This is a genomic window from Phenylobacterium sp. (assembly GCF_036563285.1).
In the GTDB taxonomy this organism is placed as follows: Bacteria; Pseudomonadota; Alphaproteobacteria; order Caulobacterales; family Caulobacteraceae; genus Phenylobacterium.
Genome location: NZ_DATCMR010000008.1, coordinates 39,766 through 54,892 on the forward strand (window position 1 = coordinate 39,766; position 15,127 = coordinate 54,892).

Consider the following 15,127-nt stretch of genomic DNA (forward strand, 5'->3'; position numbering starts at 1 on the left):
CGCGCCCGAACGCGTAGGGGCCATGGCAGCAACAACTACAGCTGTAATCTGCAGGTCGTGACGCCAGGATTCCAGCCTCGGCTCGCTGCTTGCGAGCCCCTATGAGCGCAGGTCGGTGCAAGTTCGATGAGCGAACAAAAGGACGAGAAGAAGCCGGAGAAGCGAGCCTACGCGAAGATGCCTGAAGCCCTCGAGCTACGAGCACTCCGAGCGCTCGCGCTCAACATCAGGGAGCACGGGAACGAGCGCTACAACTTAGTCCGAGAGCATCCCGAATTTGTCGAATGGATCGGTCGCCAGACCGGAGCCGCCGGGAAGAAGCGGTTCCGGCGCCTCGTGGATAGAGTGACCAAACCTCTTGCGGCCGATTGCACCAAACCGCACCGAGGCCGGATCGTGTACCGGGAGCAGCAAGCCTGGGCGGAAGAGGCGTGGCCGGCAGCTTCAGGGTTGCCGATCGCACCTGTGCAAGAGCTCATGGCGGGCGGTCTTCCCGTGCTCCTAGACCTGGTCGAGCTCGCTCGCTCTCTTCAAACCGCGAAAGACGATATCGAGCGTGTGCGGCACGCTGCATTGATCGACGATCCGCTGGCGCCTGGCGGCCGGGCTGCGGCCGTTCCGACTCTCCTGCTTCGCGCCATAACGGCGACGTTTGATTGCGCTGAACGCCACCTTCGGCTCTTCGACCGTGTCACCGCGCTGATGACCAACAATGCCTTCACGGTGGAGCTGTTTGAGCTGATTGCCACCCTAACGGCAGACGACCTCGAGAAGCGCGCGCTGTTCCAAGACGGCGTCCGGGCCCTCCTTCGGAAGCACGGCGCGGCCATCGCACAGGGTGCAAGCTAATGAAGAACCGTAACGGTCAGGCTGCCGCCAGTGTCGCGCTAGCCATCGGCGCCGTCGAGGGACTGCTTACCGGCGACGTCGCAACTCAGCGGATCCCGGCAGAGATGAGCCTCGCGGACTGGTGCGATTCTATCGCTCTAGACCGGACAGATCCAGTCACCGGACAGCGGCTCCGAGGCTTGAAAGTCGATGGGCAGCCGTTTTCGCTCGCAGATCGACCGCAGATGCGATGGATCTACGACCAGATTCCAAAAACGAGGGAAGAAGCGGAAGGTCAGTTCCTGATCCTAATGAAGTGCGCCCAAGTGGGGTTCACCGTCATGGAAATCCTCTCTGGGGTTTACATGGCGCTCAAGTTTGAGCCACTGCGGGTCGGCTACTTCCTCCCGGACCAAGGCCTCGCTCGGACGAAATCCGGTGACCGCTTCATGCCGATCATCCGCTCGATACCCGAGGCTTATCAGGCGCTCACCGCCGCCGACCCGCACGCTCTCCGACCGGTCCGAACCGAAGGAAATCTCGAGCGGCGGAAGATGGGAGGCTCGGAGTTTCGGTTCCTGTGGACCACTGGACGCTCAACCACCGAGTCCAATCCCATGGACGTCCTGTGCTTCGATGAAGTTCAGGGCATGACTGTCTCGGCGATGGAGAAGGTCCAGGAGCGCGTGTCCGGCTCCAAGATGAAGTTCGTCCTCATGGGCAGCACAGCGCAACATCCCGGCGGAGACATCCACGCCTTCTATTTGAAAGGCTCTCAGTGGCGCTTCCATACGCGCTGCCCGACGTGTGGCGTTGAGGAGCCGTTGGACGACTACTTCCCTGCCTGCATTGGTTTTGACGCGGAGGCCGTCCATCCGAAGACAGGCGTCGCTGGCATGCGACGCTACCGTTGCCGCTCCGGCCACTGGATCTCGGACACCCAGATCGGCACTTGGAAGCCAGATCGGCCCGACGCTGATCCGCGCTACAAGAGCGTCCACTTCCACCAGATGCTGTCGCCGACGGTGACGGCGGAAGAGATCTACTTCGCCTATCTGAACGCGGACGACATCCAGAACTTCTGGAATCGGAAGCTGGGTAAGCCCTTCCAAGATCCCAACGAGCTGCCGGTTACGGAGGCGGTGCTCGCCGCCTGCGTTGCTGAAGGCGAAAAGGCGGGCGTGCGCTGGAAGACCGCCGGCCGCAATACCTTCATGGGCATCGATCAGATGGGAGGGTTCAACTGCGTGGTGGTCATGGAACGGCTGCCTGATGGCCGCCACGCTCTGATCCACGCGGAGGAGATCTACAGCGATAAGCCGTTCGATCGATGCTCGGACTTGATGGAAGCCTTCGGCGTACAAGTCTGCGTGGTCGAGCAACTTCCGAACGTGAACGATGCCCGGCGTTTCGCGCGGAAACATGAGGGCCGCGTCTTCATCGTCACGAGATACTGCGACATTGACGAAGGCATCGCCCGTTGGGGCGGGGGTGGGCGTCCAAGTCACAGTGAAAGCCGGACGGTGGACGAGGAACGGGATCGCTGGACCGTTCACGTAGACCAACACAAGGCGATGTCGCTAACGCTCCATCGCATGGCGCTAACGGCCACGCTCTTCCCGAACCCGGTTGAACGCGTGCAGGAGGTCCGCGAGAAGGACGCCACCTTCCAGGCGCCGATCCTAAAGCAGAGGATATTCCCTCACCTGACTTCAACTGCGCTCGTCACGAAGCGAGCGAACGAGTTGGAGCGCCGATACCGTCGAGCGGTGGAGAAGCGAGGGAAGGACCCTCACTTCAGCTTCGCCTTCATGCTTTGCGAGGTGGCAATGGTCCGTGCGTTTGGCACGGCCACGTTCATCCTTCCCGACCTCGCGCAAGAGCACCCGACCTCACCCGAGCAGCACCCAATCATTCAACAGCTTCGCCATCCCGCGACCGAGGGCACGTGCGGAGCCTGTGTGCACTTCCACCCGCTCGATGGCGACGCGGGAGAACGAGGCAACGGCGTGTGCGCGGCGCTTTCCACAGGCACCCAAAAGATTGGCGTTCACCTCTCATATCCAGCGACAAACACCTGCGCCTACGAGCCGACCAGCGGGTAGTCCGTCGTTTCCTGCGAGCCGCCTCACCGGCCGTTGGCGGACATCTGCAATGTCACCCGATGTCCTAAGCAGGGGCGCCCGACGGCCGCAACTTGTCTCTCAGAAGTCCGTCGAAAATACCCCCGGACCCCCGAAGAGAAGAGGGTTCAGGGACATTTTCTAAGGGCGGGGGACAATTTCTAGCAGCGGTCCTATCGAACGGCGCGCCGAGGACGTGCGCGCCGCCGCCCATGCGCGCGAGGCTGCCCGCAGCCGCGGCGTCGCGTGGTCGGGCCTGGACCCGGGGCCCTTCGGCCGGCGGTCGTCCGAGGCTCTGCTCCGCGACGCCTGTGCGCTTCACGACGCCCTCGCGGCCCGGCGCGAGAGCCCAGCCGGCCGGCTCAGCGTCGCCCTCGCCAAGGCCCAGGCCGCGGCGCGAGACGCCCATTCCGCCGCCGAGGCCCTGCGGGGCGCCCTGGCGCGCGGCGAGATCGGCGAGCTGCCGCTGGGGCCGCTCTCCGCAGCCGCCGAAGCCCTGATGGACGCCGCCCGCCTCGCCGCCTTATCTGGCGGGGCATGTGCAACGAATACCGCTTCAAGCAGACCCTCGACCACGTCGCCCAGGAATTCAGCCAGTTGAGGCTGCCGATGCACTGGGCGGGCGGGGCTCCGAACCTCGAGCCCAGGGACTCCATCCGCCCAACGGATCCCGCCCCCATCGTGGTGGGCTCGGGCGAGGGCGCGGAGCTGAAGCAGCTGCGCTGGGGCTTCGTGCAGCCGGGCCGGCCGCCGGTGATCAACTTCCGCTCGGAAGGCCGCCGCTTCCCCTCCGGACGCTGCCTGATCCTCGCCGACGGCTTCTACGAGTTCACGGGCTCGAAGTACCCCAAGACCAAGTGGCTCTTCACGCCGGCCGACGGCGCGGAGTTATTCGCCATCGCCGGCCTTGTCCGCGAGGACCGCTTCACCATGCTCACGTGCGAGCCCGGCCCCGACGTGGCCCCCTACCACAGCCGCCAGATCGTCATCCTGCCCCGCGACCTGTGGGCCGCCTGGCTCGGGCCCGCCGAGGCCCAGCCCCCCATCGCCCCCCTCCCTGCGGGCTGGCTCAAGGTCGAGAACGCCCGTTGAGCCTGTCGATTAGCTCGAAGAAGGCGAAAAACGCCCGCGGCACGTCTGTGTTGACGTGACGGAGCCACCAGCCGCCTGGCCCACCTCGCTCGGGGAAACCGCGTTCCACCAGGACCGCGAGCGCACCTGCGTCGCCCTGCAGGGCCCGGTCCAGTTCGGACACGCGCTGCATCGCCAAGTCTATTGCAGCCTCGGGGGTCTGTCCGGCGCCGAACCAGACACCGCCGAAGCCGAGCAACCCCCATGTGAGGCCGTAGTAGCCCGATCGCAGGCGGTGCAAGTCACTGAAATCCTGGAGCTGTTGCTCCCAGGAGTGATGCAAGGCGGCTGTCGGACCGAAGGAGAAGTTCATAACGAACTTTGCCGAGCCGTATCGTTCCCACTGGATATCCAGAAAGTCCGTCGTCGCGCCTCGCGTCCGACCGAAGTCGGTCTCGGGCGTGAATTCCGGCCAGCGCGGCCTGTTCACCTTCGTATGTGGGCGCTCGAACCCGAGAGACTGGATATGGGGGATGAGGCGCGTGCGGACGCCGAACTTCAACGCCCGCCGCTTTTCCTTACGCGTCATCAGTCGTCATGGCCGTAATCCACAGCTCCCGCCGCTGTTGCCGCGCCGCTAATGCGGCCGACGTGATGCGGGAGCCACCGATCTACCCGGTATCGGTCTCCCAACTCGCGCTGGGCCTCTCTTTGACGAGGTCGCAGGCGCGCGGTTGGGCCGAATTTCGCTTCTACGCTCTTCCCCCGCCACGTGACGTGATCCCGGATGGTTTTTCCTCCCGTCACGGCCAGTGGTTGTTGTAGGGCGACAGGAGGATCGCCGCGGAGCGTCGATTTCCCTGCAGAGAGTACCTCCCCTAACGCGCCCTTCGCCTTCGGTGGCAGCCGACTAGAGGCTGATGCGCCCATCCTCGCCCCAAGCCGATAGATGAGCGCTTCCTTGAGCACTTCGCCGGCCACATCCCCAACCGGCTTCAGGGTCGGATAGCGCGTAGCGTCGGACCTAGACCGCCGATGTTCCTGTTGCAGGTTCGAGCGGTAGCGGTCTCTGACGGTTTCTCCATCCCCAAACCCGAGCAAGGCGTCCGCGGCTGCCGAGAACTTGTCCGCCCTGCCGCCGGTCATCTGGTTCGCAGCCGCGCGGGCCACTGCACCACCTCGAGCAGCTGCGCCCCCAGCCTGGCGGGCAAGCTCCGACCGGCCAATCGCCTCGAGCTCCGTCTGAGTGCGCGCCGAGACGCACTGACCCGTCCGCGTTCCCTTGTTCCAGAGCTCCCGCCCCGCCGCGAGCGCCCGTTGCCGCTCTTCCTCTATCTCGTCTAGCGGACGGCGGAACCATTGATAGAGGGCTGCTCCGCTCAGGCTGTCTACGTCGTGTCGCGCCATTGTTACCCCTGCTCCATTGGCGGGAGACCTTTCTTCCGCCGACGTTCAGAATAACCCGCGCCCGGCGCGATCCAGAACAAAACATGAACTTATTTTCTGATACATGCAAGCGTGGGCGGCGGGGAACGAACCTGGCCTGCTGGGACTATGATTTGAGGGACAACGGGAGGAACACCCCACATGACTCGCTTGATCACGCTCGTTGCCGCCGGCGCGCTCGCCCTCAGCCTCGCCGCCTGCGGCGACAAGGAACGGGAAGCCGAGGCCGACACCGGCACCGCCACGGCCACCGTCACTACCGAGGCGCCTGCGAGCGTCGTGCCCGACGCCCAGCTGCAGCAGCAGGCGCAGCAGGCCGCCACCGCCGCCTCGACGCCGGTCGACGGCTCGGGTCCGGTGGAAAGCACCACGGCGGCGCCCGGCGCAGCCGGCTCGACGACGACCACCACGACCACGACCGAGAAGCACTAGTCGATCAGGCCAGGTCTGGGCCGTAGAGCTCTGCGGCCCAGGCCGGCAGGTTGTCGGCCATGAAGATGGCGTGGCCACCGGAAAAGGCGATCAACCGCCGGGGCGGCCGGCCGAGCGCGCTGTTGTCGAAGATGATCGCCTGGTCGGCCATGAGCACCGCCTGGCGGATGATCGCCGGGTTTCGTGCGTAGCGGCCTCGGAGATTGGCCTCCGGAACGGGGTGGCCGCCCTGCGTCTCGCGGTGCGCCACCCGGGCGATCGCCTGCTCCACGGTGTCCAGATGCACGTGGAACACGACAATGCGATAGCCGAGCGCCTTCGCACGCTGCACGAGCTCCAGCTTCGACGGGTGAGAGAAGGTCGACTCGGTGACGAGACTCTGCCGGGCGGCCATCAGCACCTCCCGCCGCGCTTCGGCCAACCGCTGGCCGAGTTGAGCCTCTTCGCGCGTCAGGGCATGGCGGCCGACGCTTTCGAACACCAGCCGGTCGGCGTTGACGAACTCGGCGCTCACCCGGGCGCGCAAGACGAGGTCGTAGAGCGTCGACTTCCCCGCCCCGTTCGGCCCGGCGAGGATGTGGAACGCCGGGACGAGCGGCTGCATGCCGTCAGTCTAGGGGTTTGAGGCTGCCGTCAGCTTGGCGTCGGACGAGCCGGCCATCCTCGTCATGCCCGACAGCGCCTGCTTCGCGCCCCAGGGCGGCATAAGCCTCGTGGGTCTCGGCCTCGTACTCCGCGCCGAATTGCTCGAGGAAGGCCGTCTGCTCGATGGTGGTCAGTTGCTCGAAGGTGGAGCGGCCGGCCAGGGCTGCGCGGATGCGATCCATGCTCGCGCCCGGGCTGTTCTCCGTGGCCCGGCCGAGGAGCGCCCAATGCTCCACCTGCGCGCCCAGCGACCGGTTAAAGGTCTCGGCTTCGCGGCGTGCGACGTCCAGGAGTTCCCGGGAGAGCTTTACGGAGGCGTGCTTGGCGGTCATGGATGACACCTGTGTGGTGTCAAAATGCCACCTCAGGCCTAAGGTTTCAATAACCCCGGCGGAAAGGCCCTTAGGGCAGGTCCTCGGCGAGGATGGCCATCTCGAACATGTACGAGCCGTCCTCGTCCTCGTCCTGGAAGACGACGCCCACGAACTCCTCGCCTATATAGACCTCGGCAGAGTCCTTCTGCTTGGGGCGCGGGACGAGGTTGATGCGCGCGTTGGCGAAGGTCCCCCGCAGGTGGCCTTCCAGCTTTCGGATTGCTTTCTCGTCCACGCGCAACGCTCCTGGGGTCCCCAACGCGCGATACCTACCTGTTCGCGCGCGCCGGGAAAACCTCAGATCACGTAGTCGTACACAACGTCGGCCAGGGTGTGGTCCATGCTCCGGGCCGGCTCCTCGCAGGTCGGACAGTTGACCAGGCGGGCCGGGACGCCTGCGGCCGTGCAGCCGGCGGGGACATCCTTCAGCACCACCGAGCCCGAGGCCACCTTGGCGTAGTCGCCGATGTGGATGTTGCCGAGCACCTTGGCGCCAGCGCCCAGCAGCACGCCCTTGCCGATCTTCGGGTGGCGGTCCCCGCGCTCGGCGCCGGTGCCGCCCAGGGTCACGCCCTGCAGCATGGAGACGTCGTCGCCGATCACCGCGGTCTCGCCGATGACGATGCCGGTGCCGTGGTCGACGAACACGCCCTTGCCGATCTTGGTGGCCGGGTGGATGTCCACCTGGAAGATCTCGCTGGAGCGGCTCTGCAGGTAGAAGGCCAGCGTCTCGCGGCCCTGGCCCCACAGCCAGTGGGCCACCCGCTGGGTCTGCAGCGCCTGGAAGCCCTTGAAGAATAGGAACGGCTGGACGTAGCCCTTGCAGGCCGGGTCGCGCTCGAACACGGCGCGCAGGTCCGCCTCGGCCATCTCCACCAGCTCCGGGGCGCGCTCGTAGGCCTCCTCGGCGATGTCGCGCACGCTCATGGCGCGCAGCTCCTGGTCGCCCAGCTTGCGGGCGAGCTGGTAGGAGAGCGCGTCGCCTAGCGTCTCGTGGTTGAGGATCACTGCGGCAAGCAGGCTGGCCAGCGCCGCCTCGCTCTTGGCGGCGGCATAGGCCTCGTTGCGCAGGGCGGCCCAGACAGGCGGCGCGGCTGCCGGATCGATGACTTCCAGGCGCTGGCTCATGCGTCCTCCCGGCCCACCGGCCGTCTCCCTAGCCTAGCATGGCGCGTGCGAGCGCGCCCGGCAAAGCCCCTTCACGAGCCATATGGTAGGCCCGCAGCAACATCGCCACTGTGAGCACGTCCTGCAAATGGCCGGCCAGGGCGGCGTCCAGGGCCTCCCGGAAAGGGACACGCACCATAGCGAGGTCCTCGGTGTCATCCCTGTGATCGCCGCCGGGGGCGTGCGACAGCCCCAGCGCGATGAAGCCGTAGGCCCGCTCGTCGGTGACCGAGTTGGAGAGCTGGGCCGTCAGCACGTGGCGCCAGTCCGCGGCCTCCAGGCCGGTCTCCTCCACCAGTTCGCGCTTGGCGCTCTCCAGCGGCTCCACGTCGAGCGCGCCGCCGCCTTCGGGGATCTCCCAGCTGTAGTTGCGCAGGGCAAAGCGGTTCTGGCCCACCAGCACGACCATCCCGTCGTCGTGCAGCGCGAGGATGGCCATCGCCAGGTTCTTGAACGAGACGACGCCGTACTGCGCCGGCTGGCCCGTCGGAGCCACCGCCTCGTGCTCGCTGACCCGGATCCAGGGGTTCTCGTAGACGACGCGCTCGGATTTGCTCCGCCACGGCTCCCCGTGCGGCTTCATCCAGGCCGGCTTCTCGGACATTCAGAGCCCCTCCAACGGTGCGGGTTCCTTAGCGAAGCCGGGCGCAGCGGCCTAGGCCTGCTCTTGGCGTCCCGTGGCGAGGCGGCGGACGCGGGACGCCAGCCGCCGAGAGACCGGGACCTCTGCGCCCGACTGCAGGATGACCGTCGAGAGTCCGCCGGGGCGGCGGGCGATCCGGGCGACGCGGTCACGGCGGATCAGGGCGGCGCGGTGGACGCGCAGGAAGGCGGCCGGGTCGAGCTCGGCCTCCAGGTCGCGGATCGACTTGCGGATCAGGAAGCTGCGGCCCCGGCTGTGGATCCGGACATAGTCGCGCTCGGCCTCGACCCAGTCGATCAGCTGCACCGGGAGGCGCAGGCGCTCGCCGCGATCGGGCACCCACAGCTCGGTGAGCCAGCCGCCCTCCGGCGGCTCCGCAGTGCCCGACTTCATGGCAGCGACGACCTTCTCCAGCTCCGAGATGCGCTCGGCCGCGGCGCGGGAGGCGAGCGTCTGGCGGGCCCGGTCGATGGCCTGGCGCAGGCGCTCGAACTCGACGGGCTTGAGGAGGTAGTCCGCGGCCGCCAGCTCGAACGCCTCGGCGGCGAAGCGGCTGTAGGCCGTGACGAAGACGAACACCGGCGCACCCTCCCTGGGCACCGCGCGCAGCAGGTCGAGCCCCGATAGCCCCGGCATGCGGATGTCGAGCAGGACCACGTCGAGCCCACCCGCGGCGATCAGCTCGAGCGCCTGGGCGCCGTCGCCGGCCGTGCCCACGACCGCGACGCCGGGCATCTCGGCAAGGGCCAGCGAGAGGCGGCGGATCGCCGGCGGCTCGTCGTCCACAAGCCCTATGCGCAGCGGCGCGCTCATGCCGTCTCCAGGGGGATTTCAATGGTCGCCAGGAAGCCGTGAGGGCTGAGGCGTTCGCAACGCAGTTTGGCGGTCTTGCCGTAGAGCACCTCGAGCCTGCGCCGCACGTTCTGCAGGCCCACGCCCAGGCGGGGCGGCTCGGCGCCGCCGCCGTTCTTCCCGTCGTCGGAGACGCTGAGCTTCAGGCGCGCGACCGAGGCCTCGGCGGAAATCTCCACGGTCACGGGATCGCTGGAGCGGGCGACGCCGTACTTCACGGCGTTCTCGACGAGCGGCTGCAGGATCAGGCTGGGCACCAGCGCCCCCCGCAGTTCATCGGGCACGTTCTCGTGGATCACCAGCCGGTCCTCGAAGCGCGCCTGCTCGATCAGCAGGTATTGCCGCTGGGCGTCGATCTCCTCCGAGAGCGGCGCCTTGTCGGGCACGTCCTTCTCCAGGGTGTAGCGCAGGAAGCTGGAGAGCGAGAGCACCACCCGCTCGGCCCGCTCGGTCTCCTTGGCCAGGATCAGCGAGGAAAGCGCGTTCAGGGTGTTGAACAGGAAGTGCGGGTTGATCTGGTAGCGCAGCATCCGGTTCTGTGCGTCGGCGGCGAGCGCCTGGGCCGAGACTAGCCGGATCGAGTTTTCCCTCAGCTCCTCCTCGGCTCGAATGGCGAAGAAGACCACGCACCAGGCCAGGAAGGTCCAGAAGAAGGAGGACGCCATCCACAGCGTGCTCATCAGCGTGAGTGGCTCCACCGGCCAGCGGGGGGCGACGCTGTAGAAGACCACGTAGTTCAGCCAGGCGTAGGCCACGCCGCCGGCGGCCGAAAACGCCACGCTGACCGCCGTCCGCGTCCAGACCGGCCGCTGCGAGAGCGCCGCCAGCACGGGCTTGATGGCCAGGCACGCCAGGAAGCCCGCCGCCGCCATCCCCAGGCGGCGCAGCGCCATGTCGCCCTGGTGCGGCATGGGATAGTCGCTGGAAAGGGCGCGCGCGGTGACGATGCCGTAGGTGAGAACCCACAGCCCCAAGTTCGCCAACAGGTAGTTGCTCGGTCTGCGCAAGGCCGACCCGCCCTCCCTTTCTCACGCATTCTCAGCAATTTGCGGGCCGCACCCAAGTCCCGTTCGTCGCCCTAACGCCACCGTTCGCCGCAAACCGGTCCCGTTCGGCGGCGCGCCGGACGCCGCTCGCCGCACGGCCGCAGACGGAATCCCTTACGCCGTCAACAATCGAGGGTGGTCCACTCTCGAGAGGGAATCCACCCATGCCCGTCCGTCCGCCGTCGCTCCGCGCCATCGCCGCCTTCGAGGCTGCGGCCCGGCACCAGAGCTTCACCCGCGCCGCGGACGAGCTCAACCTAACTCAGAGCGCCATCAGCCACGCGATCCGCTCGCTGGAGCTGCGCCTGGGGGTCGAACTCTTCGAGCGGTTCGGCCGCACGGTGGTGCTGACCGAGGCGGGCCGAGCGTTCGTCAGCCGGCTGCGGCTCTCTCTCGACCTGATCTCCGAGGCCTTCGACGTGCAGCCGAAGCCCAGCCGCACCCGCATCATCCTCGGCGCCCCGGCCGGCGTGCTGGAACGCGTGCTGGCGCCCAGGCTGAACGCCTTCGTCGAGGCCAACCCCGAGCCCCGCTTCGAACTGCGCCTGCTGGCCGACCACGGGCCGGTGACGGCGGGCGAGGTGGACGTCGCCGTGCTGTTCGGCGCCGGCGCCTGCTCGGGCCTGGCGCGCCGCAGGCTGGCCGGCGAGACCCTGATCCCGGTCGCCGCGCCGGCAGCCGACCTGCCCCGCCGTCCGGAGGACCTCGCCCGCGCGCGGCTGATCCACCAGCCCGGCGCGCCGTGGCGGCTGTGGCTCGAGCAGGTGGGCCTGGGCGAACTGGTCACGCCCGCCGGAGTGACCATCGACAACCCGGTGTCCGCCATCGAGCTCGCCCGTTGCGGCGCAGGCGTGGCGCTCGCCCCTGCCCTGTTGGTGCGTGAGGACCTCGCCGCCCGCAGGCTGGTGCGCCTGTTCGACGCCGAGGCGCCGCTGCGCGAGGACTACGCGGCGGTCTGGAACCCCGCCGCCGCCGGGGCCGAGGCGGTGCAGCGCTTCGTCGACTGGCTCGCCGGCGAACTGGCCCCCAGCCAGCAGCCTGCGCCGCTCAACGCGGCGGCCTGATCTCTCCATCATAGCGCAAACGATGACGGGCGGCGGTCTGGGGACCGCCGCCCGTTTTCTGTGACCCTTCCCGTCCTAGAAGCTGGCGGTGAAGCCCACGAAGATGCGCCGGCCCAGCAGGTCGTAGGTCGGGTAGCTGTTGGGCGAGCCCGTCTGCGAGATGCGGTTGTTCACCAGCGGCGGATCCTGGTCGAGGACGTTGTTCACGCCCGCGCGGACCTGGAACATGTCGTTGACGACATAGCGGGCCGAGAGGTCCAGGTAGCTCCGCTCCGGCAGGAGGTGGTTGAACACGTTGACCCCGCCGTTGCCGATGGTGGGTTCGTTGGTGTCGGTCTCCAGCTTCACCTCCCCGATGTAGCGCCACGCCGCCGAGACGGTCAGCGGTTCGATCGGGCGCCAGTTGAAGCGCAGGGTGTGGCGCCAGCGCGGGTTCAGCGTGGCGCACTGGGTGCCGAACAGGCCGGCGCAGTCGTACTCCGGCTCGCCCGGGAGCGAGATGGTCGTGGCCTTCAACAGGTAGGAGCCCGCGAAGTTGAACGACAGCGAGCCGAAGCGCTCCAGGCCCCAGCTCTCCAGGGGGAAGTTGTAGGCGGCCTGGAAGTCGATGCCCTCGGCGGTGTTGGCGCCCACGTTGACGCCGGTGCCGACGATGTAGCCACCGGTGGCGATGCTGGTGCCGAAGAGCACCCCGTTCGATGCGCGGACGATCAGATTGCAGAAGGTCGGGTCGCCCGTGTTCAGGCACTTGTCCATGATGATGCCGAGGCCGACGGCGCCGATCGTGCCTTCCAGGTCGATCTTGTAGTAGTCGACGCTGGCGGTGAACCCGCGGATCCAGCGCGGCGTGGTGGTGAAGCCGACGGACACCGTCTTCGCCGTCTCCGCCTGCAGGTCCGGGTTGCCGCCGTTCAGCACCGCGCACTGGCCGGACGGGCACTGCGGGATGTTTCCGTACTGCGCCGCGGTGATGCCGGTGTTCAGGCACTGGGCCAACGTCGCCGGATTCTGGGCGTTGGCCGCGCAGGGGTCTTCCGCCAGCGAGCTGGTGTTGGTCACCGCCTGTGGCGTGTAGAGCTCCAGGATCGACGGAGCCCGGATCGCCTGCTGGAAGGACGCGCGGAATCGGATGTCCTCCGTGGGCGCGTACTGAAGGGCGAGCTTGTAGGTGTCGGTTGCGATGCCGGTCGAGTAGTCCGAGTAGCGGTAGCCGCCCTCGAACAGCACCTCGCGGGCCCACGGCATGTCCTGGATGAGCGGGACCCGGACTTCGCCGTAGAAGTCGGTAACCGAGATCGAGTTGTCGATGTCGGTCGATGCGCCACCGGCGCCCGACAGGTCGCCCGAGAGCAGGGCCGCGTCAGGTGCGAACTCCAGGTGGTCGCGGCGGTTCTGCACGCCGAACGCAACGCCCACGGCGTTCTCGGCCCACGGCGATTTGATCCCGTAGTCGCCGAGGTCGCCCGTGACCACAGCTTCGACGATGCGCTCGGTGATGGTGCCGCGTGCGGTGCCCGTGATGTCCAGGTAGTCGAGCGCGGCCTGGCTGACCTGGCCGTCCTGGAAGATGTTGTAGGGCACGCAGCCGTTGGCGCGGGCGGTGGCGTCGATGCAGCGCGGGCCGTTCGGACCCTGCTCCACCAGCAACGCATTCTGGATGCCCGCGATCGAGAGGTAGTTCTCCGAGGCCGTGTAGAGGCTCGTGTAGTAGAACGAACCATAGACGTCATAGCTGAACGGCCCGAACAGCGAGCCGCGCGCGCCGGCCACGAACCGGTAATTGGTGTGGTCGTAGAAGCTGTTGCGGCCGCCGCCCTCGATGTTCCGCCGGCCGATGTAGAGGTCGGCCCGGCCGGTGGCGGGGTCGGCGACCGAAAGGCAGACCTGCTGCTGCTGGGCGCTCATCAGCGGATTGTTGCAGTTCACCAGGAATCCGCCGGTGTCCGACGAGCCGGACGCCTGGAAGAGGCCCGTGGGCGCGATCTGCACGTTCGACTTGTCGTTCATGAAGTTGAAGTCGGAGTACAGGTTGATGTTCTCGCTCAGCTCGTAGTTCGCGAAGAAGCCCGCCGTGTACCGCGTGCCGTCCTGGATCAGGTGGGCGTAGTCATGGCTGTTGAAGAACGGCGGCGGGGTGGTGTTCGCCGTGATGCTGTAGGGGGCGAACTGGTTGCCGACCACGGCGATCTGGGTCGCGGGCGCGCCGTTGATGATGAAGGGGGCGCCGCTGGCGCTCAGCCACTGGTTGGAGTTGGGCGAGCCTTCGCAGCGAACGATGCCCCCGGGCGCTAGGACGAGCTGGCAGGCGGAGAAGTCGCGCTTGCTCTGCACCACGGGGTCCTGGTGGTGGTAGGTGAAGAAGGCGGTGACGTTGCCCTTGTCGTCGGCCAGGTTCGAGCCGAACACGATGGACAGGTCCTGCGAGCGGCCGTCCCAGACGCTCTCCTTGGGCGCCCGGATCTGGCGCGCGGGCAGCAGGCTCTGCACATATTCGTTGTGCTGGTTGTGCTGGTAGACGCCCCACTGGGCGTCGATCTCGATGCCCTCGAAGTTACGCTTCATCACGAAGTTGACGACGCCAGCGACGGCGTCCGAGCCGTAGGTCGCCGAAGCGCCGCCGGTCAGCACCTCCACCCGCTCGATCAGCTGCGAGGGGATCTGGTTGATGTCGGGCGAGGGGTTGGGGTTGCCGGTGTTCGGGTCGCCGATGCCGAGGCGGCGGCCGTCGACCAGCACCAGGGTCCGCTGCTGCCCGAGGCCGCGCAGGTCGACGGTCGCGATGCCGCCGGGACCGGACAGGGGGTTGGAGGTGGTGGAGAAGCCGGTCTGGCTGTTCTGGTAGACCTGCGGCAGCTGGTTCAGGAGGTCGGCGGTGACCGGACGGCCGCCCAGCACCACCTCCTCCGAGCCCACCACCTGGACGGGGCTGACGCTTTCCAGGTTGGGCTGCGGGATGCGCGAGCCGGTGACCACGATCTCGGTCACCTCATTGCCGGCCTCCTGCGCCGAAGCCGGCGCAGCCGCCAGGCCCGCGAGGGCCGCGCCGCAAATCATCGAAGACGCCAGAAGGCGTTGCCGCATGGACTTGGTTTTCAAGGTTCGAATCCTCCAGCGCCCACAGGCTCGCCCGCGGCCGCGCCCCTAAAGATGAAAGTCGCCGTCCGCCGCAGCCGGGGGTCCGGCCGCGGGCTCGAGGGCCGGCGCGCTGGGGGGAAGCTATTGTCGAGGCTGAACCGCGATTACTGAATTTGTTCGATCCCCTTCATGAGAAGTTCTCATGAGTCACCTTGACCAAGGGATCCTGGGACCTGCGGCAATCCTCTGCCAAGATGCTGTAGTTTCACGTGTTTTGGAGTCCGCAAACGGAACATCGACGTGGGCGGCCGCAGTGGCGTCTTCCGGCCGCTGCAGCCGATCGTAGGCGCGGCTTAGGTTT

At 67.4% G+C, this 15,127-nt stretch carries 15 protein-coding genes; 6 read left to right on the top strand and 9 right to left on the bottom strand.

From position 1 onward, the window contains the following. Nucleotides 1–126 precede the first annotated feature (126 nt). The 4 genes from VIL76_RS08535 to VIL76_RS08550 all read left to right on the top strand — a co-directional run bounded on the left by VIL76_RS08535 (nt 127) and on the right by VIL76_RS08550 (nt 4,043). Nucleotides 127–849: a hypothetical protein gene (locus VIL76_RS08535; protein ID WP_332044595.1), complete on the top strand. Its 723-nt coding sequence runs from the start codon at nt 127–129 to the stop codon at nt 847–849. Then, nucleotides 849–2,933 (top strand): phage terminase large subunit family protein, encoded by a 2,085-nt coding sequence (locus VIL76_RS08540; RefSeq protein WP_332044596.1) that lies wholly within the window; start codon nt 849–851, stop codon nt 2,931–2,933. The genes VIL76_RS08535 and VIL76_RS08540 overlap by 1 nt, the downstream gene beginning before the upstream one ends. 214 nt (nt 2,934–3,147) lie before the next feature. Beyond that, complete coding sequence (locus VIL76_RS08545) at nt 3,148–3,552, top strand: hypothetical protein (RefSeq protein ID WP_332044597.1); 405 nt, start codon at nt 3,148–3,150, stop codon at nt 3,550–3,552. Further along, nucleotides 3,489–4,043, top strand: coding sequence for an SOS response-associated peptidase (locus VIL76_RS08550; RefSeq protein ID WP_332044598.1), 555 nt, complete (start codon nt 3,489–3,491; stop codon nt 4,041–4,043). The genes VIL76_RS08545 and VIL76_RS08550 overlap by 64 nt, the downstream gene beginning before the upstream one ends. On the opposite strand, the gene VIL76_RS08555 is transcribed toward VIL76_RS08550, so the two are convergent. Then, on the bottom strand, nt 4,021–4,611 hold the full coding sequence (locus tag VIL76_RS08555) for a hypothetical protein (RefSeq protein WP_332044599.1): 591 nt from the start codon (nt 4,609–4,611) through the stop codon (nt 4,021–4,023). The two genes, VIL76_RS08550 and VIL76_RS08555, sit on opposite strands and share 23 nt — an antisense overlap. Nucleotides 4,612–5,609: 998 nt before the next feature. On the opposite strand from VIL76_RS08555, the gene VIL76_RS08560 reads away from it, so the two are divergent. Further along, complete coding sequence (locus tag VIL76_RS08560; RefSeq protein ID WP_332044600.1) at nt 5,610–5,900, top strand: hypothetical protein; 291 nt, start codon at nt 5,610–5,612, stop codon at nt 5,898–5,900. Between the two features lie 4 nt (nt 5,901–5,904). Here the strand turns inward: VIL76_RS08560 and VIL76_RS08565 are convergent, their stop codons facing one another. The 7 genes from VIL76_RS08565 to VIL76_RS08595 all read right to left on the bottom strand — a co-directional run bounded on the left by VIL76_RS08565 (nt 5,905) and on the right by VIL76_RS08595 (nt 10,588). Beyond that, nucleotides 5,905–6,504 carry a zeta toxin family protein gene (locus VIL76_RS08565; protein WP_332044601.1) on the bottom strand — a complete coding sequence of 200 codons (600 nt, stop codon included), beginning with the start codon at nt 6,502–6,504 and terminating at the stop codon, nt 5,905–5,907. 4 nt (nt 6,505–6,508) lie between these two features. Next, on the bottom strand, nt 6,509–6,877 hold the full coding sequence (locus VIL76_RS08570) for a TA system antitoxin ParD family protein (protein WP_332044602.1): 369 nt from the start codon (nt 6,875–6,877) through the stop codon (nt 6,509–6,511). Between the two features lie 70 nt (nt 6,878–6,947). Next, nucleotides 6,948–7,154: a DUF3126 family protein gene (locus VIL76_RS08575; protein WP_332044603.1), complete on the bottom strand. Its 207-nt coding sequence runs from the start codon at nt 7,152–7,154 to the stop codon at nt 6,948–6,950. Between the two features lie 62 nt (nt 7,155–7,216). Further along, on the bottom strand, nt 7,217–8,047 hold the full coding sequence (gene cysE, locus VIL76_RS08580; RefSeq protein WP_332044604.1) for a serine O-acetyltransferase: 831 nt from the start codon (nt 8,045–8,047) through the stop codon (nt 7,217–7,219). A 28-nt stretch (nt 8,048–8,075) separates the two neighbouring features. Next, the gene (locus tag VIL76_RS08585; RefSeq protein ID WP_332044605.1) at nt 8,076–8,690 is read right to left on the bottom strand and encodes an NUDIX hydrolase; all 615 of its coding nucleotides are present in this window, start codon (nt 8,688–8,690) and stop codon (nt 8,076–8,078) included. Nucleotides 8,691–8,741: 51 nt separating this feature from the next. Beyond that, complete coding sequence (locus tag VIL76_RS08590) at nt 8,742–9,542, bottom strand: LytTR family DNA-binding domain-containing protein (protein ID WP_332044606.1); 801 nt, start codon at nt 9,540–9,542, stop codon at nt 8,742–8,744. Further along, nucleotides 9,539–10,588, bottom strand: a complete 1,050-nt coding sequence (locus tag VIL76_RS08595; protein ID WP_332044607.1) for a sensor histidine kinase — start codon at nt 10,586–10,588, stop codon at nt 9,539–9,541. Before VIL76_RS08595 ends, VIL76_RS08590 begins: the two co-directional genes overlap by 4 nt. A 203-nt stretch (nt 10,589–10,791) precedes the next feature. Here VIL76_RS08595 and VIL76_RS08600 point away from each other — a divergent pair, with 203 nt between their 5' ends. Continuing rightward, nucleotides 10,792–11,691 carry a LysR substrate-binding domain-containing protein gene (locus tag VIL76_RS08600; RefSeq protein WP_332044608.1) on the top strand — a complete coding sequence of 300 codons (900 nt, stop codon included), beginning with the start codon at nt 10,792–10,794 and terminating at the stop codon, nt 11,689–11,691. A 75-nt stretch (nt 11,692–11,766) separates the two neighbouring features. On the opposite strand, the gene VIL76_RS08605 is transcribed toward VIL76_RS08600, so the two are convergent. Further along, the gene (locus tag VIL76_RS08605) at nt 11,767–14,772 is read right to left on the bottom strand and encodes a TonB-dependent receptor plug domain-containing protein (RefSeq protein ID WP_332044609.1); all 3,006 of its coding nucleotides are present in this window, start codon (nt 14,770–14,772) and stop codon (nt 11,767–11,769) included. Nucleotides 14,773–15,127 lie beyond the last annotated feature (355 nt).